This window comes from Rhizobium sp. 16-488-2b, from assembly GCF_017741815.1.
Taxonomy (GTDB): Bacteria; Pseudomonadota; Alphaproteobacteria; order Rhizobiales; family Rhizobiaceae; genus Rhizobium.
On sequence record NZ_JAGHMF010000045.1, the window covers coordinates 86,525 to 107,518 of the forward strand.

General features: G+C 56.9%; 15 protein-coding genes. 5 read left to right on the forward strand and 10 right to left on the reverse strand.

Features of this window, described 5'->3' with window-relative positions:
* Nucleotides 1–10 precede the first annotated feature (10 nt).
* A complete protein-coding gene (locus J5286_RS30535; protein ID WP_209193745.1) occupies nt 11–1,384 on the reverse strand; it encodes a dihydrolipoyl dehydrogenase family protein in 1,374 nt (457 codons plus the stop codon).
* A gap of 125 nt (nt 1,385–1,509) precedes the next feature.
* The gene (locus tag J5286_RS30540; protein WP_209193746.1) at nt 1,510–2,547 is read right to left on the reverse strand and encodes a sensor histidine kinase; all 1,038 of its coding nucleotides are present in this window, start codon (nt 2,545–2,547) and stop codon (nt 1,510–1,512) included.
* Nucleotides 2,548–2,792: 245 nt separating this feature from the next.
* Between J5286_RS30540 and J5286_RS30545 the strand changes: the two genes are divergently transcribed.
* On the forward strand, nt 2,793–4,013 hold the full coding sequence (locus J5286_RS30545) for a condensation domain-containing protein (RefSeq protein WP_209193747.1): 1,221 nt from the start codon (nt 2,793–2,795) through the stop codon (nt 4,011–4,013).
* A 91-nt stretch (nt 4,014–4,104) separates the two neighbouring features.
* Here J5286_RS30545 and moaA read toward each other — a convergent pair whose 3' ends face one another.
* The 4 genes from moaA to J5286_RS30565 form a co-directional block, all read right to left on the reverse strand.
* Nucleotides 4,105–5,112: a GTP 3',8-cyclase MoaA gene (gene moaA / locus J5286_RS30550; protein WP_245206689.1), complete on the reverse strand. Its 1,008-nt coding sequence runs from the start codon at nt 5,110–5,112 to the stop codon at nt 4,105–4,107.
* A 39-nt stretch (nt 5,113–5,151) separates the two neighbouring features.
* Entirely contained in the window at nt 5,152–7,350 is a 2,199-nt protein-coding gene (locus tag J5286_RS30555; protein ID WP_348529310.1) for a xanthine dehydrogenase family protein molybdopterin-binding subunit, read from the reverse strand.
* Nucleotides 7,310–7,759: a (2Fe-2S)-binding protein gene (locus J5286_RS30560; RefSeq protein ID WP_209193748.1), complete on the reverse strand. Its 450-nt coding sequence runs from the start codon at nt 7,757–7,759 to the stop codon at nt 7,310–7,312. The genes J5286_RS30555 and J5286_RS30560 overlap by 41 nt, the downstream gene beginning before the upstream one ends.
* A gap of 186 nt (nt 7,760–7,945) precedes the next feature.
* Entirely contained in the window at nt 7,946–8,521 is a 576-nt protein-coding gene (locus tag J5286_RS30565) for a helix-turn-helix domain-containing protein (protein ID WP_209193749.1), read from the reverse strand.
* Between the two features lie 272 nt (nt 8,522–8,793).
* Here J5286_RS30565 and J5286_RS30570 point away from each other — a divergent pair, with 272 nt between their 5' ends.
* Nucleotides 8,794–9,519 carry an SDR family NAD(P)-dependent oxidoreductase gene (locus J5286_RS30570; protein WP_348529311.1) on the forward strand — a complete coding sequence of 242 codons (726 nt, stop codon included), beginning with the start codon at nt 8,794–8,796 and terminating at the stop codon, nt 9,517–9,519.
* Nucleotides 9,520–9,602: 83 nt separating this feature from the next.
* Here the strand turns inward: J5286_RS30570 and J5286_RS30575 are convergent, their stop codons facing one another.
* Nucleotides 9,603–10,205 carry a response regulator transcription factor gene (locus J5286_RS30575; RefSeq protein WP_209193751.1) on the reverse strand — a complete coding sequence of 201 codons (603 nt, stop codon included), beginning with the start codon at nt 10,203–10,205 and terminating at the stop codon, nt 9,603–9,605.
* A 620-nt stretch (nt 10,206–10,825) separates the two neighbouring features.
* On the opposite strand from J5286_RS30575, the gene J5286_RS30580 reads away from it, so the two are divergent.
* Nucleotides 10,826–12,730: an ATP-binding protein gene (locus J5286_RS30580; RefSeq protein ID WP_209193752.1), complete on the forward strand. Its 1,905-nt coding sequence runs from the start codon at nt 10,826–10,828 to the stop codon at nt 12,728–12,730.
* Nucleotides 12,731–12,768: 38 nt separating this feature from the next.
* Here J5286_RS30580 and J5286_RS31825 read toward each other — a convergent pair whose 3' ends face one another.
* Nucleotides 12,769–13,152 carry a response regulator transcription factor gene (locus J5286_RS31825; RefSeq protein ID WP_209193753.1) on the reverse strand — a complete coding sequence of 128 codons (384 nt, stop codon included), beginning with the start codon at nt 13,150–13,152 and terminating at the stop codon, nt 12,769–12,771.
* Between the two features lie 43 nt (nt 13,153–13,195).
* Nucleotides 13,196–16,345 (reverse strand): sensor histidine kinase, encoded by a 3,150-nt coding sequence (locus J5286_RS30590; RefSeq protein WP_209193754.1) that lies wholly within the window; start codon nt 16,343–16,345, stop codon nt 13,196–13,198.
* A gap of 752 nt (nt 16,346–17,097) precedes the next feature.
* Between J5286_RS30590 and J5286_RS30595 the strand changes: the two genes are divergently transcribed.
* Nucleotides 17,098–19,836: a winged helix-turn-helix domain-containing protein gene (locus tag J5286_RS30595; RefSeq protein ID WP_245206691.1), complete on the forward strand. Its 2,739-nt coding sequence runs from the start codon at nt 17,098–17,100 to the stop codon at nt 19,834–19,836.
* 116 nt (nt 19,837–19,952) lie between these two features.
* Nucleotides 19,953–20,672, forward strand: coding sequence for a hypothetical protein (locus J5286_RS30600; RefSeq protein WP_209193755.1), 720 nt, complete (start codon nt 19,953–19,955; stop codon nt 20,670–20,672).
* A 99-nt stretch (nt 20,673–20,771) separates the two neighbouring features.
* Here J5286_RS30600 and J5286_RS30605 read toward each other — a convergent pair.
* Nucleotides 20,772–20,994: hypothetical protein (locus J5286_RS30605; RefSeq protein WP_209193756.1), on the reverse strand; the 223-nt coding region annotated here is incomplete at its 5' end.

The window sequence follows — 20,994 nt, forward strand, 5'->3', positions numbered from 1 at the left end:
TTTCAGCCGTTTACTTCACGTTCGCAAACAACATGTTCAGGCCTTCCGAAATTGTCGGGTGGGCAAAGATTCCGTCCCGGAGTACCGTGTATGGCAGGTCGCCGAGCATCGCCATCTGCACAACGCTCATGACCTCGCCCGCATTGACGCCCAACATTCCGAATCCGAGGATACGGTCGCTATCCTTCGCGATCAACGCCTTCATGAAGCCCTTACGCTGTGAAAGCGTACGCGCTCTCGGGACAACATCCATGGGCAGCCGGGCGACGCGGTAGTCGATGTTCTTGGAGTGCGCCTCGCTTTCGTTCAAACCCACCCTCGCAAATTCCGGGTCGATGAACACACAGTAAGGGATCATGCGACCATCAGTAGTTCTATCGCCGCCCTTGAGTTGAGAGGATACCACGCGATAGTCGTCGAGGGACGCGTGGGTGAACATCGGCGTTCCCGCGACCTCTCCCATTGCCCAGACGTCTTGAGCCGAAGTTCTCAGAAGGTTGTCCACCTTCACGAACCCTCGCGCGTCCAGTTCCACACCCGCCAGATCCAGGCCGATCCCGTCAGTCCGCGGACGTCGACCTGCAGCAACAAGCAGATGGGAGCCTTGGAAGACGCGGCCGTCAGCGGTAGTGATGCTCACCGCCTGCCCTGACTTCCCAGCTACAGTCGTCCCCGCGCCGTTTAGAGCTACATTCACGCCCTCGTTCTGAAGAACGTCGAGCAAGGCGGCGCTAACATCTTCGTCTTCTCTTGGAGCGAGGCGAGCGCCGTTCTCGATGATGGTCACGTCCGCACCTAGGCGACGGAATGCTTGGCCAAGCTCCATACCGATATAGCCGCCACCGAGGACGAGTAGATGTGTTGGCATATCACCAAGCTGGAGCGCTTCGACGTGGGTGATCGGCTCTGCTGCCGCTAGTCCGGGAACATCTGGTACGGCGGCGGTCGTGCCGAGGTTTATAAAAACCCTGTCGCCCGTCAACGTTCTGACGCCGTTGCCGGTCTCCACGGCAATCGTCTTCGGAGCGACGAACCGACCCCAACCGATCACCAGCTCGAAACCGCTGGCGTCGAAGCCAGTCTGGTTTAAGGCGACCATTTCCGCCACCACGCTAGCCGTGCGGTTGCGTACTAGATCGAGACTGGTCCGGACGTTTTCGGCATGCGTGCCGAATTCGGATGCTCTCCGGGTGGCGTGCGCCACTTCCGCGCTCCGTATCAAGGCCTTACTCGGTATGCAGGCGATATTGATGCAAGAGCCGCCGATCAGTCCCGCCTCAATCACAGCTACACGCTTGCCTGCCTTCGCCTGCTCGATTGCGAGGGTCTTGCCTGCCTTGCCACCTCCGAAGACGAGGATGTCGAAGTTTTCTAGTTGAGCCATTTTAGTCTCTCCTTGGAATTAATGTCCTTTCGGAGAAAATCAGCTGGCGATGGCGAGAGATTGTAAAATCGAGCCTATAGCGGAGACCCCTTGAAGACTGCCAGCAAGCCTGTGAGCCGAAGCCTTCAATCCATCGGAAAGAGAACGGAAAAGCGAACTCCGGACTGCGTTATGACGTGCTCCATTGATCCGTGCAGGAGGTTCTCGACGATTGTCCCCATCAATTTCGAGCCTTGGTTCGAAGCTGCGGAGCAGTCGGTTTCCGGTCCTCCGACCTCGTTCCACCAGAGGCCAATACCGCCTTCACTATATGCCCACCGAATCAGGATTTTCCCGGAAACGACGGAAAGCGCGCCATACTTGAGCGCGTTGGTGGCGAGTTCGTTGGCCAAAAGACCCAAAGCCAGCGCGACCGTGGAGCTCACCTCAATCTTTGGACCATCCGCCGATATCCGCGGCATGCCCGTGTCGTGGTAAGGAGAGAGAACTGTCGCCAAGAGCTCTCCCAAGAGTATTCCTGGATTTTCCTCGTGGTCGGTGTCCAAGAAATTATGCACTTCCGCCAACGTCCTAAGGCGTTGCGCGAATTCTGTCGAATGCTCCTTCGGAAGGGAAAGATTCGCGAGGCCGATTGCCGAGGCGTAGACGTTCTTAAGCCGATGCCGCGCTTCGTCGCGCACGAATGTTAGATGCGCCTGCGTCTCAGTTAGTTCCCTTAGATCAACGCACCGGGATATCGCCGCGGACGCCGCTCGCGCCAGAGTTTGCGCCGCCGCGATCTCACCACCAATCGCATCCGCCCGTCCGTCATCGAAATCGAATTCGGGAATTGGCCACGCTGGCAAACGAGGGTCCCTTAAGTGAGCCTGCTCGCCCTCGCCGACAAAAGACAGACTGTAGCTGGTCGAACGAGTTCTGCCCCCAATGCTCCCTGCGATCATGACGGCACTGGGATCGCGCGAAAGAGGAAGAGGTGGGCCTACGACTGGTGAAGATGCTTGTCCATCTCCGTTCTTCGTGAATTCAGAACGGATCATCGCGAGAGCCTCCGCCGAGAGAATCCGTCGCGCAGCGTTGCGCGCTATCTCAGCGATGTAATCGCCGTCGTTGGAGGCGGCAATCTGCACAAGCGCTTCAACGAGAATGGGGTAGGGCTTAGACATGTTCCACACCGTGTTCTAGTGGATGGCCGCATGGGCTGTTGATAGCACTATGGCTATGCCTTCACTTCCGGGCGGAATAGGACGATTCAGCTTTACGATAATTCGACGGCTTCACGGTTTCGATACCCCCTTGATCCCGCATCTGGGACCAAGCCTCACCTTCTAGGAGCACGACTGGATTCGCCAATATAGGGAGGAGCATTTCCGCGTATCGAGCAATCCAGACTTCGATGACAGGAGACGACATGCCTATAACCACCCCCCCGATGCTGAGGACGCTCGGCGCGCTCGAGCATCTCTTCGCCGCGTATGGCGAGGACGGCACGATGAACTTCACGATCGCTGCTCGCATTTCCGGCGCGCTATCGGAATCGGCAATTACCGCCGCACTCGCTAAGGTACAGGAACGGCACGTTCTTCTTAGAGCTTCGCTTGGATGGGGCGAGGATGGCGCCCATTGTTTCATGCTTTCGGAGCGGCCCATTCCCCTGTCAGTGATTGCGGCCCCGGCGACCAGTTGGGACAGGATTGCGGAAAGCGAAATGAACATGCCGCTTCTATCGGCCGACATCCCACTTGTCCGCGCCACTATGGCCTCCGAATCCGGTTCGACGATACTGTTCCTGACGTTCAACCACGCCGTTGCTGACGGCATGGCAGCTGTCTTGGTGATGCGTGAAGTGCTGACCGTATTGGGCGGGGCGAAGCTTTCTATCGCAGCCGAAGATCGGAGGCTCGAAGACAAGATCGGGCTAGAGGTGCCGCGATTTTTTCGTAGTTCTTCAGATTCCGTTGGAATTGTTGACACTGCTGCGCCGATCTCTTCCTCGACAGGTAGAGCCACCGTCGATGCTGTAGAGTTCGACAAGGATCGCTTCACGAGGCTTCAACAAACGGCGAAGTCCCGCGCAATGACGATAAACACCATGATCACAGCAGCACTCGGGCGAGCTCTGGTCTCGCTGAACGACCGATGGTCGGAAGGTGCCCTACGGGTGATGTCCCCGATCGACCTCAGGTCTGGGTTCGATATTCCGGATCATGTCGGTCTGTCCCTGTCGATCGCGATAACTCCGTTCGAGAGAAGCGCGACGGCGTTCTGGGACGAGGCTAGCCGGGTGCAGGAACAGATCGCCAGATTCCGAGATAAAAAGATGGCCTTGCGGATGGTCGATGACATTGCAAAGCGATGTTTCGCCGACGCCAGCTACGAAGCGACGAGACATCGGGTGCTCGAGCATGGCCCGTTTGACAGCGTGATGACGAACTTTGGGGTGTTGCAAGTCCCGACCAGTCTTGGCGATCTTGTCGTAGAGAAGATGTGGGCCCCCGCGCTTCGCTCGATGCCGGGCCAGGATGTGGTGGCGGCGGCAACGTTCGATGGGGCCCTCAGCCTTGTGCACACTTCCGTGGCGGGAACCGAAGGGTTGCTTGCGCGGATCGTTCAAATCCTTGAGGAAGCCTGACCTTTCATGGGCCGCTCGGCATTTCAGATGCCGGGCGGTCCAAAAGGAATGAATACGTCCCCAGCGACGCCGTCGGTCTAAAGACGGGACGTTAGCCCCCCGTCACACTCATATGACGGCGAACGGCTGGTTTTTCTCCCCTTCCAATCACAAAGTCATGTCCCCGCGGTTTGCGGGCGATTGCGTGGTCGATCACCCGTCCGAGCTCGTCGTCGTCGGCGCCCGCCCTCAACTCAGCACGGAGATCGACGGCATCGTCCTGTCCAAGGCACATGTAGAGCGTGCCCGTACATGTGAGGCGGACGCGATTGCAGCTTTCGCAGAAGTTATGGCTCATCGGCGTGATGAAACCAAGCTTACCGCCCGTTTCCGCCACCTCGACATATCTGGCTGGACCAGAGGTCTGGAAACCAAGAGGCTTCATCGTGAAATGGTCGGCAAGGTCTCGACGCAGTTCAGACAGTGGAAGATAAACATTGGTTCTGTCGTCGCCGACATCACCCATTGGCATCGTCTCGATCAATGTTACGTCCATGCCATTATTATGGGCGAAACGGACGAGATCCGGTATTTCGTGGTCATTGACGCCTCGCATCGCCACGACGTTCAGCTTGACCGTGAGCCCAGCTCCTAAAGCTCCAGAGATCCCGTCGAGTACTTTGGGGAGGTCCCCTCGCCTGGTTATTTTGCGAAAGCGATCGGCGTTCAGCGAATCCAAGGACACGTTGATCCTTCGAACGCCCGCATCCACCAGTTGCCTTGAATACTCTGCCAACTGCGAGCCATTCGTTGTCAGAGTCAGTTCGTCGAGGCCCGACCCGATCCTTCGCCCCAGCGCTTGGACGAGGTTCATAACCCCCTTGCGCACCAAAGGCTCCCCGCCCGTCAGCCTCAGCTTTCGTACGCCCTTGGAGATAAACAGCTCGCAAAGACGTTCGAGTTCGGCGAGCGTGAGAAGCTCTTCCCTCGGAAGGAACGTCATGCTTTCCGACATGCAATATGTGCAACGGAAATCGCAACGGTCCGTAACAGACACACGTAGATAGTTCACTCGCCGGCCGTAGCCGTCGATCATCCTGTCGATAGCCGGTTGTTCCATGCCTTATTCCGCCAACCTAGTGTCTATAAGTGAGGCGGATCAAACCGCTGCCTGCGAAAGTGGGAGCGATCTAATTCGTTTCCCCGTTGCAGAGAATATTGCATTCGCTAGAGCGCCTGCCGCAGCGGCCGTTCCTGCCTCACCGACACCGCCAGGCTTCTCGAGGCTCTTCACCTGATAGACCTCGACTTTGGGTGCTTCGTTTATTCGAAGGATTCGATAGTTGTCAAAATTGCTCTGATCGACGGTGCCACCGGTGAAGGTAACCTCGTTGAACATCGCCGTGCCAAGCCCGAACAAAACGCCCCCTTCCATCTGCGCCCTTACAGTATCCGGGTTGATGACGATCCCGCAATCGACAGCCAGGACCGAGCGCAAAAGTTTGACCTCCTTGCCAGGGACCACTTCGATCTCGAGAATATGCGCGAGATAGGTATTGAAGGCGAACTGCAAATTGACGCCCCGTCCGCGGCCTTCGGGAAGCTTCTCCGTCCACCCAGCCTTCTCGGCAGCCAATTCGAGTACTGCCAACGCCCGCGGGTTCTTGGTCAGCATCCGTCTCCGGAATTCGACGGGATCCTGGCCCGTCGCGTGCGCCATCTCGTCCACAAAGCTTTCCATCACGAACAGATTGTGGGTAGCGCCGACGCCCCGCCACCATGCGGTAGTTAGCCCTTCAGGCTCGTGGCGGACATAGTCCGCGAAGACGGACGCCTCGTCGTACGGCGTCTCGGCTGCGCAGTCGAGAGAATCGGGGTCGATGCCATTGACGAAGGCCGGAGGCGCCCAACGCGCCATCACGGACGATCCTGTGACTCTGTGCGTGCGACCGACTAGGCTGCCGGTATCGTCAAGCCCGGCCGACACTCGGTCGTAGTAGTACGGTCGGAAGAAATCGTGCGTGAGGTCTTGCTCGCGGGTCCAGACCAGTTTGACTGGATACCTTATATTGCGCAGGAGTTTTGCGGCCTGTTCTATCGTGTCGACATCGAGACGCCGTCCGAACGCGCCGCCCATGAGCTGATTGTTCACGGTCACTTTCTCGGGCGGAAGCCCCGTCGCGTCCGCCACTGCTTTCTGGGCACGGACAGGAACTTGGGTTCCCACCCAAAGCTCAGCACGGTCGTCTTCGATGTGAAGCGTGCAGTTCATGGGCTCGAGTGGAGAATGCGACAAAAATGGCGAACGGTAGATGGCCTCGAGTTTTGTTTTGGCGTTGCGTATCGCTTCGGGCGCCCCGTTGTCGTCGCGCACAACTACACCTTTTGTGAGCGATGCCTCATGCATGGCATTCACGATCGCTTCGGTCGAGACAGACGCATTCGGTCCGCTTTCCCAACTCAGCTCCAGCGCGTCAACGCCGAGCTTGGCGGCCCACATGTGTTCGCCGATCACGGCCACTGAGTCCTCAGTCCGGACGACGTCTCGGACGCCCTTGACCGCACGTGCGGCTTCTACGTTGATGCTAGCGATTCTGCCGCCTTTCACGGGGGCGATCGCAAGTGTCGCATAAGCCATTCCAGGGAGCCTGGTGTCGATCCCGTAAACCATTGATCCGTTGACTTTGGCCGGGGTGTCCAGACGCTTTGCTTTGGTGCCTATTAACCTGAACTGCGAAGGGTCCTTAAGCGGAACCTGTTTGGGGACATCGCGCGTGGCGGCGTCGGGCGCGACGTCGAGATAGCTTAACGTTCGGCCGGACGGACCGTGACTGATTACACCCCTTTCGACCCGGCAGGCGTCGGGGGAGACCCCCCACCGCTCCGCAGCCGCTCCTACCAGCATGATGCGCGCGGAGGCCCCCGCCTCGCGCAAGCGCACCCAATCCGACTGCGTTGACGTCGAACCGCCGGTCGCCTGATCGAAAAGGATGGGATCCATGTATTTTTTGAGGTCAGGAGGCGCGGCCTCGACACGCACCTGGTCGAGATCGACCTCGAGCTCTTCGGCCATGAGCATGGCACTTGAGGTGTAAATACCTTGACCCACTTCCGTGTGCGGCATGATCAATGTGATGCCGGCCTCATCGATTTTGACGAACGCGTTCGGTATGAACTTTGATTGCTCGCCAACCGCAGCCAAGGCGCGGCGTGCGTTTCCGGGTAGCTGAACCGCCAGAACGAGCCCGGCGGTCGCGAGCGCGGTCCCTCTGAGGAAGTTCCGACGAGATACAAGGTTTTCGATCATTGTCGTGAACTCACAATTCAACGGAATGGATGGCTTCGCGGATTCGAACATATGTGGCGCAACGACAGATGTTGCCGGCCATAGCGTCGTCGATGTCGGTATCCGTGGGACGCGGGTTATCTGTCAGGAGAGCAGTCGCGGACATGATTTGCCCGGACTGGCAGTATCCACACTGTACTACTTCCTTCTCAAGCCATGCTGCCTGGACCTTGGCTCCGATCGGGGTCTCTCCGACACCTTCGATGGTGGTGATCGGCATATCCTCGATCGCGTCCATCGTCGTTTGGCAAGAGCGTACCGCAACTCCCCCAAGATGGACCGTGCATGCTCCGCACTGCGCGATTCCGCATCCGTATTTAGTACCTGTCAGCCCGAGTACGTCGCGCAACACCCAAAGGAGCGGCATGTCATCCGGCACCTCGACTTCGTGAACTTGGCCGTTGATGGTCAGCTTTCTCATTGTCGCCTCTTCTCCGTGACTTTCCGGCATCCACGTGGCGTATCGGGAAGCCGGGCCGTCAAAACCGTCATCGCGCATGATGGCGGAGTTTGATTTTGCGGAATTGGACGATCCTGCACCGACGAACGCGCCCACCAATCGCGGCGCCAGTCCTGTGGCCTCCCGGTCAGGGGGACGCCAAGCCGGTCAGTAGCTTACCGATACATTAGAGCCGTGATCGGTTCCCAGGTGAGTGCCGGTAGCGAGGTAGTCCCATTGCCTAGTTTTTGCCACGGAAGCGTTCTTTCGCCACTTGAGGGGCGTAGTTCCGACAAGGCGCTTGAACACCTTTGAAAGGTGCGCCTGATCGCTCAGTCCACAGGCATGGGCTATCTGGCTGAGCGGCTCTTGAGTCGATGCAATCAGGTATTTTGCCGCCTCGATACGCCGAGAAAGAACGTAGTCGTAGGGTGGTCGACCAAACGTTACATTGAAACCTTTCGAAAACCTGCTCACGCTAAGGCGGACTTGCTCGCTGAGGTCGATGACGCGCAGTCTGGCGTCGACGTTCTCGTCAACATAACGGACGATTTTCTTCCGCTGCCATTCGGTGAGTCCGGAGGTGACCTTTCCTTTGATCGACGCCGCCGGACGAGCTTTTTCGTCTGCAACGCTCTGTTGGCGGGGCCATCCCTCGATCGCCCGGAAGTCAATCTCGGCCTGCCAAAACTGGGCGGTGCCGCTACGATCAAGAACGGTACTGAAAGAATGGGAGGTGTCCATCGCGATATCCTCGCTGCTTCGATGCAGGGAAGTTGCCGCACTAGGACGTGTGAAATCGAGTTATAGGATGTGAAAAGAAGTTATGACGTTCGATGGCAAACCATAACATCTCTCGGGAGCGGATTTTACAATACCTTCGAACTCCAGACCGCTAGCTGCAACGTAGGACCTAAGCGTTACGTAGGCGCCGGTTCCCGCAGATCAATACTAGCTCTATGAGGCATCGCGTGGACGTGGTGGGACGTAATCCAGATCGGGAGGCCACATCCCGCGTGGCACTCGTCACGCGGGCCAGCAGCGAAATCGGCATAGCGACCGTGCAGGCGCTTGCCCGGACCGGAACGGATCTGGCGCTTGCGGTAGAGACCGAGCCAACTCCGCATTTCATGGAGTCTCTTCGATCTTACGGCAGCCGTGTGGTATGGTTTCCCATCACAGGATCTCCGAACGGCGTACAGGCTACGCAGCTCGTTCGCGCAGTGATAGCGGCACTGGGACGTATCGACGTGCTTGTCGCCAACACGATCCGCCGCGTCGAAGGCCAGATCGATGACGAGGACGTCGATGAGGACGCGCTCGAAGATCAGATGGCTACCGACGTCCGAAGTGTAATCTCGATAATCAAAGCCGCGGCCAAGTCCATGAGCGACGGCGGTCGCGTCATCGCCCTCGGGTCATGCCTCGCTGACCGGGTAGGAACGCCGGGGCTTGCCGATTTTGCGGCCACCAGAGCGGCCGTTGCGGCTTTTTGTAAGGGAGCGGCACATGACCTAGGGCCCAGGGGCATCACCGTGAACGTCGTCCAGATCGGCGCGATTGAATCTCAGACGGATCGGGGGCTTTCCAGGGAGATGCTGGCTGCTGAGCGGGACGCCAACGCCCTTCGAAGGCTTGGCAGGCCTTCAGAAGTGGCCGACGCAATTATGTTTCTTGCTGGCCCCGGATCTGCGTTCATAACCGGAACCATCTTAAATGTAGATGGCGGCTATAGCGCGTAGCCTGATAATGGGATGACCCCGTCGTCGTCTGCGACAAGACGGGACGCTATGCATTTCACGAGACGGACCTGAAATCCGCCAGATTAGAGATTGATGATTCCGCGCTTGAGGCCAATCGCGACGGCGTGCGCTCTATCGTTCGCCGAAAGCTTGCTCAAAATGCTTTTGATATGACCTTTCACTGTCTCCTCGGTGATCGAAAGTACTGAGCCGATCTCGCGGTTCGAGTTGCCTTCAGCGACCAGGGCAAGGACAGACGTCTCCCGCGCGGTGAGAGACTCTCCGTCCGCATATGTCGCCAACGTGCTTGCGACCTCCGCGTCAACGTGGCGTCGTCCGCTCACGACCGACCGGATTGTGTTTATGAGGTCCTTCCTGACCGATGATTTCAGAAGATATGCCTGAGCTCCCGCTGCGATGGCTTTGCTAGCTAATTGCTCGAAGTCATACGTAGTCAGGATGATGACACGGGCGCTCGGATAAGCCTTGCGGACTTCCGTCAGCACGTCGATGCCATGCACCTTTGGCATCTGAAGATCGAGGAGCATTACATCCGGCTGAAGTTCGCTATAGCGCCGGATGGCCTGCTCGCCATCGGCCGCTTCGCCGACAAGCTCGATATCGGGGTGCGCAGCAATCAACGCCGCGAGTCCTTCTCGGATGAGGAGATGGTCGTCCGCGGTCATCACACGTATGGGGCGGGAAGCCATAGCCGTCAGCTGCCGCAACGGAAACACTGCGGCAATCGCAAGGTCTCACCGGGGCATTCGTGGCAGGGGACCGGCCAATATTCAGTCCGCAACGACATCGATCCAACTCCTACATTATCCGCGTTGCCGTATTCGATTTCGGCAAGGTTTGCCAGACTTGGCAATTCGTTGGCAAGGCTGACGTTGACCGTTGCAATCTTAGGTCGGGCGCATGTGTTGTCCACCCTCGAAAGAGTGGCGCCTTCGTGATGCAGACGCCGAGCGTCATCTCCCCTCACTGCAAGTGTGCGCTTTGACCTACCAAAATGGATAGGTATCAGCTCGGGCCGTATAAGTGTTAGCTCAACTTCGGAACGAAAACCTGAGGTAGGAAGCCTGTAGGGGTTGTGGGTGGAGCAACTTGGTTGGAGGAACTCTTCGCTCCGTTCTCAGAGTCGAGAACTTTTCGTATTGGACGCTGCGTCCGAACCTTCTGTCCACTTGGGCGGTCGATGCGACTAGTTCGACTTCCGGCCCGAAGCGACCACTAAAACAGCACGTCGGCTACCTCGCGGTGGCGCCTGATAGACTGCGCGGTAGAGTTTTGAGGGAGAGCAATGTCGGGCATCCAGAGCAAGATCGCCTATAGCCGTCACATCTGGGCGCAAAACGGCGCCAGTTCTTTGCCGCGAACGTTGAGGGGCCAGTCGTATGTGCGAATGCTGCCGTTTGTCCTCGCGGTCGCGATGTTGGTGTGCTGGTTGATAGTCACGAGGCCCGCTTCGCTCCTGGTGTCCTATTGGTCTCAGCCCTATGATTTCTTCGCGTTGGGGGCAATTGCAGTAGCTGCATTGTCCTGGTTCCTTTATCGCAAACGCCCGCGCATTCCGCGTGACTTGCCCCCGCTCCTCGACCATCGACAAGAACTTGCAGACTCCTTACCCCATGTAGTCTGGGGCAGCGACGCCAATGGGCGGTGCGAATTTCTAAACGAGCGATATACCGAGACATTTGGGATCTCGCACGTCAAAGCGGTCCGTGAACAACTTTGGGCCGATGTCATACATCCGGCCGATCGTTCCAAGATGTATCATGCCTGGCGCGCTGCAGTCGACAGCGGTAGCTCGAACTACTCTTCCTACGCACGCGTGCGCATGACTGACGGATCCTATCGATGGATGGAATCGAGCGGACGCTCTGTCACATCAACTGAATCCGGACAGGTCGTAAGATGGTTCGGAAGTCTTGTGGACGTTCAAAGTCAAGTGGAGGATCGCGAGACAATTTCGAGACTGCAGGCCGATCTCCAGACAAGTGTCGACGAATACGAAGAAACGCTTGCCGTCGCTGACGAGCGTGTTAGGTCGGTATTCGAGCCGAGGGCGCTGAGCTGGATTGAGTATGACGTAAAGTCCGCATCTCCGATCTCAGATGCGCTGAGGTCAAATGGCGTGTCCAACGTCACTCAGCATCTTGCCTTGCATCCTGCGCTGGCAGGCGAACTCAGGAAGAAAATCAGGATCCGTCGGGCGAGTGATAACGGAATTGCTGATATGCTCTCCGAATCCGACAGGACTTTTGGCGCGCACGATGTTGAAATTGCGATCCTAGCAGCCTTGATCAACCGCGCCCCGTCCACATGCGGAATGGCAGAACTGATCAACGCCGACGGCAAGTCGGCATCGTACCCTTTTTCGCTCTCGATCGCCGATAATGGGATTGCGATGGTGTCGTTCTTCGATACTAGAGGCTTTGCTGAGCGCATCGAGAAGGCCGGGCCGGCACGTCGGGAGCTCGCTACGGCGCATCGGATCGCATGCGCGTCAGCGCTTTCGACATCACTCGTTCACGAGATTAGCCAGCCGATCACTGCGATCACGCTAGATTTGGCGACGGTCAGCAGGCTCTTATCGCTGGGATCCGGAGGCTTGGACGCCGTTGCGAAAGTGATGGAGCGGCTTCGCTGGAATGCGAATCGCGTTGCGGAGATCGGAACAAAGACCCGCGATAGCCTCAGGCCGAACCGCCTCAACCGTTGGCCTGTAGACATCGTGGATCTAGCTGTGAGATCACGTGATCTCGTTCTCGGGCCACTCGACTTCAGGCGCGGAACCGTAACGATAACCGCAGATACCAAAATCTCGGCCATAGTGGCCGATCCTGTTGCCCTTAAACAAGTTATGTGCGCCCTTCTGCAGAACGCGTTGGAGGCGAGTGAATCCTCGGGGCGGCCGACCGCTGTTTCGGTTGAGATTTCGCGCTCCCACAGAGCGACTGAGTTGACAATTTCCGTGTCGGACCGTGGATCAGGGATACGGGAGGAGCACCTGCCACTCGCCTTCGATCCTTTCTTCTCAACGAAGCCTAACCGGTTGGGATTTGGCCTGACTGTCTGTCAAAGCATCGTTGAAGGTTTTGGCGGAAAGCTTACCCTCGGCAATAGGATCGGCGGAGGGGTTGTGGCGGAGTTTTCAATCCCGGTTGTTGACCCCGACGCGACTTTGGTGTCAGCGCCCGGTTGAATTGGCATCGACTGCGGCGGTATCCGAGCCTGATTGCCTCAGTCGATCTGGTAACCTGCTAGATGAATGACACTGGCGATTATGTCGTCGACGTCGCCTCCTTTGCTGAAGAACGCGGCGGCACCAACCTCCATGGCTTTGGCTCTTGTTACTTCGTCGTCCTGAGACGTTATGAATATGGTCTTGAAGGCAACATGTCTCTCTTGCAGCACACCTTGGAGCTCGAGGCCCGTCATCCCTGGCAGACGTTGATCCAAGATGAGACAGGCTATTTTCTGATCGACAATATGTTCTAGGAACTCTTCTGCTGTCGGGAACGCGACGGTATCGCAGTCATAAGAACAGAATAGATCGGCGTATGCGCGCCGTACGGCAAGGTCGTCTTCAACTATCGCGATTGGAGGGCGGGCCAGCGTTTTCATTTCCTCAGACTTGAGCCAATGGATTCCTTACAAGAATCCGACTCTAACGTACATCATGGGCGACAAGGTTGCGAGAAATCGATCGCAGCCGGCTTTCGGTCGTGCTCATCTTCAGCGACACCTTGGTTCCCTTACCCTCTTGGCTTGATATAGAGAGCTCTGCATCAAGGTTCGCCGCGCGCTCCCTGATACCGGGAATGCCGTAGTGACCTGTGTAGTGGGTCTGATCGGATCCGGTAGGCATTCCTCTCCCATTGTCGCTCACGACAATTTCCATGCGTGCACCCTCGAAGCTGAACAGGCACTCGATGTTATCGGCGCCGGAATGGAAATACGCATTCCTGAGGGCCTCGCGGCATATGTGTCTAAGTTCATCACGAATTTCGACTGGGAGTCGCGGCGCTTTACCTTCGATTTTGATCGAGAAGCGGGCGTCAACTCCGTCGGGCTGAAGAGACGCGAGTTCGGCAGCATCTTCCTCCACCAACGTCAAGATGTCGGTCGTGGCCTTTGTGGGATCGCGGAGAGACTGAATTGTATCCCGCCCCTCAACGATTGCGTCATCGCTCTTGAGTAGGATGATGTTTAGCATTTCCGACGCCTTCACGGGTTCTCCCGGAAGTAGGTTTCTCACCGCTTCGAGCCGATAGATCAGTCCTTGGAAGCTCTGTAAAAGCGTGTCATGGAGGTCTCGGGCGACGCGTGTCCTTTCGCCAAGCCGCTCCTCCAGGCGGGCGTTGTAGAGCATTTCGATTTGCATCATGCGCGCCTTGTAGACCGCAGCAATCGCCGCTATGGCCAGAAGGCATATCAGCGTGATGAACCACCAGGTATCCCACCATGGCGGAGATACCTGTATCGCCAACGAGCCGGATCCTTCCCAGTCTCCCCTCTCCGCGGCGGCTTCCACCACAAGCGTCAGAGCACCCGTCGGCAACGTTGCGAAGTTGATTGTTCGCAACGCCGCCGGCAGGATGTGCCAATCGGTCTCGAGAGGGGCGATTCGGTACCTATATCTCACGCCAGCTGGGTTTGAGAAATCGAATGCCGAGAAGCTTACTGCGAAGTTTTGATCATACCGAACGCGATATTCGGTGCCGGCATCGCGAAGCGGATAGAGAACAGATTCGTCGCCGATCCTCACGTCCGTAAATTGAACATTGTGCAAAGCCTCGGCGGATCGGACTCTCGACGGGCTTACGACCGCGGCTCCTGGGAACCCTGCAAAATACATGCGACCCTCTGTGCCGCTGCTGCACGCGTGCCATCCTCCCATGTCGTTGCCCGGCAATCCATCCGCACTCGTGAAATTTTGGAAGCTGGCTGTGGCCGGGTTCATCTTGGAAACGCCACGGTTCGTGCTAATCCATAGATTCCCATTGGAATCCTGGCGGGTGCAACTGACTGCATTTCCTGCCAGCCCATCCTTCTCGAAGTAAGCTTTGAATTTCCCGGTCGCCGGATCGAACGTGTTCAGTCCGTTGTGCGTCGCGATCCACAGGTGCCCATCGCGTGCGTGGAAGACGTTGTTGGTCGTGTTGTTGCTTATAGTGGTCGGATCGGAGGGATCGTGGCGGAACTCCTCGAACTCCTCTGTGGTCTTAGAGAACTTTACGAGCCCGACTCTCGAGCCGATCCAAAGATTGTTCTGGTCGTCCTCGTCGATCGAAAAGAGCTCTTTATTCAGATTGGTGTCAGCTCTGTAGGTCTTGAAGGTGAGCGTCTTGGGGTCGAGCCTGTTCAAGCCGTTCCAAGTTGCAAGCCAAAGTACTCGCTGGCGGTCCAGAAAAACCCGCGTCACGACATCGCTGCTAATCCAGTCGCGCCTTCCGCGTTCATATCTGAACGTTTGCGTCCTGCCAGTTTCCGGATCAAACGAAATCAGGCCAGTTCCAATTGTGCCGATCCAGAGCGTCCCGTCATCGGCCTCTACCATCGAAAGTATTTCCACCGACGTCCCGTTGCCGGCAAGGTCGAAAATCCGTAACTGCCCAGCCGGATCGATCCGCGTCAGCGCCCCGCCTGTACCCAGCCAAACGTTGCCCTTCCGGTCCTCTAGGATCGCGTTGACGAACGTCTCTCCAAGCTTATTTACGTGACCGGAATACGGCCAGACTTTTTGGAACGGCAATGGCTCGGGAGTGAAAACGTTTGGCGGGCTGGCATGTAACCCTGTCCAGATATTGCCTTGGCGATCTTCATAGATTTCAATTGCCCGGTTCTCTGACAAACTTTGAGGGTCGGTCGGGTCATTTACATACTGATCGAATGTGAAATCGTCCCGGTTGAACCTGAGCAGACCGGCGCCCATACTGACAAGCCACAGATCGCCGTTACGGGTTTCTATCATCTTGTAGATGCCGGACATTACCCCGTCGGCATTGCTGAATGAGATCTTCTTCACAGTGTTCGAAGCGCGATCGAAGAGCGCCAGCCCGCTCCCTGACCCCCAAAGAATCCAAAAAAGCCCCTTGGAATCCTCGAAAAACTGAAATTCCCTTGCCTCGATCCTCAACGGTATGCGGAGACTGACTTTGCCGCTTTCCGGATCAAATGCCTCGAGGCCGTTCCCGGTCGCCACCCAGAAGACACCTTCTCGGTCGGTCGCAGTCGACTTTATGTCGTCAGTGCTCAGGCCATCATCGCGACCGGGTATCTGCCCAAAACGTTTGACGGCGCCGGTCCTAGGTTCAAGGCTGTACAAGCCTTGTGACGTTGCCAACCATAGGATTCCGCTGCGGTCCTGGCTAATCTGCAGGACCGTCGGAGTAGATGCATCCAGCACGAAGTGCTTGAATTTGCCCGTCTTTCGATCGAAGGCATCGAGAAGCTGGTCTGTCCCAATCCAGATCGTTCCCTCGCGGTCTTTGAACGTGGAGTAAATGTAGACTCCACTCAGACTGTCTGGGTCGTCTCGATCGTGTTTGAAGACTTGGAAAGTATACCCGTCGAAGCGATTAATGCCATGCTGAGCGCCGAGCCACATGTATCCGTCGTCGTCTTGGATGATTTGTCCAACGCGGGTTTGAGAAAGACCTTGCGCCAGCGAAAGCTTGGTAAATTGGATATCGCTTTTCGGGACAAGTCGGCTCGTGATCACCTCAGGAAGAACGTTGGCCACGGGGACCGGCTGCTCCGCATGAGACCATGTGTTGTAGAACAGTGCGACGAAGATGGCTGTTGCAATCGCCAAGAACGATTTCCGCGGCAAACGCCGTTGTGACAGAACAGTGCGCAAGTCTCGGCCCCGAGGTGCGATTACAGTTGAGCGAATTATGTCGAAAGGCACGGCTGATACAAGCTGTGACTGGACCAACATCTCTCAGTGCTGGGTTGCCACGGTCTTCTTTGCACATTTTGGCGCCCGGTGGCGACGCCGACCGGCAAGACGACCTGCAAACAATCAGTGAGCCCCCTCTTTCGAGGGTGTGCGATCCTCCTTCTTTGCGACAATGTCCATTTGCAGGCTGTCGTTCCAGGTGGGAGCCGTAACCGTAAGGGACTGCGCAAATGGCAAATCTGAACGCGATGTCAGATAATCGTGCTCTTCCCGACCAGGAACGAGCCTCTCAACAATCCATTTCAGACAATCTCTCCGCTAATACGTCCCCACGGTCGACCGAACTCGTAGAGCTCCTCTACCTGCTGAAACTTGGCGTCAAGACCAATCTCCGCTGGATTGGAAGGACGAGGCCTGACATAGACGCAGCGCGCAAAACTTCCGCGCGATTGTGCGAATACGTAGATCGCCTCGAAATTCTAATCGCGTCAGCCAACCGCGGCTAGTGAGGCTGGCCTAACCGATAGTTGGCGGCATCACCTGGAAACCAAGGGGTTCCGGGTGAACTTGGCATGATTTCCAGAGTTCGGATGGCCGTTGCTTTCCATCCATACAGATGTGATACCCGTTCAGGAGATTAATTCTGGCGGGACTGCGGCTCCACGATGGCTGTTCTTAAGTTTGGTAGTTTTGAACTCGATTTGATCAATAAGACGTTGATGGAAGCGGGCAAGCCCTATCAACTCGGGAAGAAAGCGCTGGAACTACTCGTTGCGCTAGCCAGTCGCCCCGGAGAAATCGTTTCCAAAGAAGAGCTTCTAAGGGCTGCCTGGCCTACGACGACCGTGGACGAGGGCGCGTTACGTGTACACTTGATGACCCTCAGAAAGGCGTTGGTAGGGAATAGCGAGCAGCGATACATCGAAAACATTGCGGGGCGTGGCTACGTCTTTGTCGCACCGGTAGAGCTCTCCGATGTCGGATCGTCCGCTCCGGACTTGATGGAGTCGGCTGCCGAAAGCAATCTACCCCGTCTTGCAAGTCGGCTGATCGGTCGAGAGGATTTTATAACGACGAGCGTGGCCGCCCTCGCATCGACTAGGCTACTGACGATTTCAGGAGCAGGAGGGATAGGCAAAACCGCTGTGGCGCTTGAGATAGCCGCGCGTGTTCAGGCATCGAGACGGGTCGTCTTCGTCGATCTGGCGTTATTGAACGACATTCGATTGTTCATGCCCACGCTGGCGTCTCTACTCGGGCTGGTTCTTTATACCAATGACCACAGGCAAGCGGTTCTCAATTCACTTCAAGACAAAGACATACTCTTTCTGTTCGACAACTGCGAACACTTGATTGAGACCGTTGCGGCGGAAGCCGATCAGATCCTGAGGGCGACCAAAGGCGTGTCGATTCTTGCAACAAGCCGTGAACCGCTACGGATAGCTGGCGAACGTGTAAGACAATTGCCGTCCCTTCCCGTGCCCGACTTCGGAACATCGGCACAGGAGCTCTTGGCCAACCATTCAGTGCAGCTTTTCATTGAATCGGTCAAACTCGCCACCGATGTCACGGATTTTGGGGACGAAGATAGCCTGCAGGCTGCCGCCGCGATCGTCCGCGGGTTGGACGGCATACCATTAGCGATCGAACTCGCGGCGTCGCGAGTCAGCACCCTCGGCCTTGAACGTGTTCTAGGCTCCCTTGACGACCCGCTGTCAGTTTTGCGCAGGGGCCGGCGCACCGCTCCTCCGCGGCAACAAACCCTAAGGGCAACGTTGGATTGGAGCTACGAAAGCCTCGATACCGACGAGAGAGAGGTCTTCGCCGCGCTCGCCGTGTTCCCCGGAACGTTCTCGGAGCAGGCGGCGGAGTCTCTGATGAGAGAAAGGCTGTTCGGCGAAAGATTCGACAGTGCGTTCGATGGTCTCCTCCTCAAATCTCTTATCGCCGTCTCGAGTGGAGATGGTCGATACCGCCTTTTAGACACGACCAAAAGCTATGCGTTGGAAAAGCTCAACACGGGGGCCTTCGAGACCACCAGCCGTTCATCACACGCCCAATACTGCCGCGAAGAACTCGCCAGGGCCGACTACGATTGGCGAGGGCTTCCGACGATCGGTTGGCTTAGGCGTTATGGCACACTCATCAATGATCTGCGTTCCGCTATTGAGTGGGCTAGTTCACCGCTAGGAGACCTTGACCTTGCGGTAGAGCTCGTCGCGGTCTCCAACACAGTCTGGGTACAGCTCGGTGCGATGAATGAGCAGCTGATAGCGGTTGAGGATGCTTTGGAGAACCTCCCATTCACAAAACACCCAGGAACTGACGTCGAACTTCAACTAAGGATCGCGAGAGGAAGCGCGCTATATCATATAGGTGGCTTCCGAAGCGACGAGGAAGCAAGCGCAGAATTTCAACGCGCTACTTTGATCGCAGAAGCGCTTGGCAACCCAGGACGCATCATGCGCGCATATGGAGGGATGGCTGCGGTCGCTAGCTCGAAAGGTCGATACCTCCACTCGATCGCAATCGCGAGCGACCTGCAGCAACGGTTCCCTGGGGCGCAGAGCTATAGCCGGCTGCTGGAGCACAACTATCTCTTTCATGGAGATCTCAAATCCTCCCGTGAACAGGCTGAAATCTCTCTTCTCGAAGCTAGCCGCGCGGTCCGCACGACACAAAACTACGGAACGGGATACGATCAGGGGACGATAGCTAGATCGGTTCTCACGATGATCGATTTTCTGGAGGGCAACCTCGATGAGAGCTTCTCGGGCGTGGAGAAACTAATCGCCGACTGCGAGGGGCTAGGTCATTCGATTTCGACGTGCCTGATGCTTTGCCTGAGCGCGATGCCGATCGCTTATCTTGCGGGGCAGACAGAGACGGCTAGGGGCAGACTGACCGCGGCGAAGCGCGTCGCGCGAAAGGACATGTTGGTCAGATGGCAGGAGTGGGTCGATGGCTACGATCTTGTCGTGCCCGAGCAAACTCAGACCGAAGAAAAGCAGGCCGCTTTGCAGCAAGCGCTCCTGGAGGGCGTTGGAATGCGGCTCGAGTACATGACCGTCCTTGCCGGATGCAGGGCATCTCCTGCCGCAGTAGAGCGCGCATTATCGGGCGACGCCGGATGGTGCAGGCCGGAGCTACTCCGCTTAAAGGCGGTCTCGTTGATAAAGCGGGATCGCGCCCAAGCAAAAGCGCTCCTGGTCGAGGCAATCGATATGGCTCGATCGATGGGGGCGGTTATATGGGAGCTTCGTTGCGCGATCTGCCTCGTCCATTTAGCAGGCCCAGCTCAAACGGCATCGGCCAAGGCTGAACTTGCGTCTGTCTTGGAGAAGGTCGATTCAAGCCGCTCCATTTCCGACGTCGAGACAGCGCTGTCACTTTTGGCAGAGTAACGCACGTTGTGTCGCTCCGTCCGACAGAGGTGTGCGATCTTACAATGAACCAGCATCCGATGGTCGTAGAGAAAGGACGCGTTAAACGATCCAATCTCTAGCCAAGGAGCAATAGCATGAAGGATCTCTTAGACATCGCCATTGAAGCCCATGGAGGAATGGAGCAGTTTCAAAAATTCTCCTACCTCACCGCCAAACTACACCAGGGCGGCGTTCTCTGGGGGCTAAAGGGCAAGGCAGAGGTACTGGTGGACTGCCAGGTGAAGGTCGATCTCAAAAAAGAATGGGTATCGCATTGGCCATTCGCCCCAACCGACAACAAATCGGCGTTCACACCTGGCCGCGTGACAATCGAAACGCCCGAAGGCGCGGTCGTTGAAGAGCTTCTTGAACCCCGGAAATCTTTCGAGGGCTACGAGATGGAAACGCCGTGGAGCAACCCGCAGGTCGCTTACTTCTCGGGATATACGATGTGGACGTATCTGACGTCGCCGTTCATCCTCAAGCGTCCCGGCGTAGTTTGCAACGAGATCGAGCCGTGGCAGGAAAACGGAGAGACCCTGCGTCGCCTTCATGTTCGCTTCCCCGACGAGATCGCGACACACAGCACCGAGCAGACCTTCTACTTTAACAAGGATGGCATTTTGTATCGGCACGACTACGAGGTGGACATTCAAGGAAAGAACGCGGCCGCACGTTACCTCACGGATCCGGTGAAGGTCGACGGCATTGTTCTCCCCACGAAAATGCGCATCTATCCGCGCAAGCCGGACAACACGCCGCTTCCAGAACCGTTGATCGTCTCGGTGGACCTCTCCGAGTTTCATTTCGATTGAGATGTGCCGCTCGGTTCTTGCGGGCGCAAACGAGAAGGCCTCGGCGCAGAGGCCTCCACACTGCTGACAAACCCCTGGTCACGGCCAGGGGTTTTTGACTCACTGGATCATATGAAAGCAGCGTGCTTCCGAACAGACGGCTGCTAATGCGACCAAGCTCGATTTCTCGAAGAAGAAGGGTAACCGGTTGGTGTTGGCGCGAAGCGGAAGACCGCATTCGGCCGATACTGTTGAAAAACTGAGCGTTGTCGGCACCAGGCTGTCGTGATTCAATCGTCTTACTGATTTGCGGAGGATTGAGTGATGATGGGATGTCAGGCGG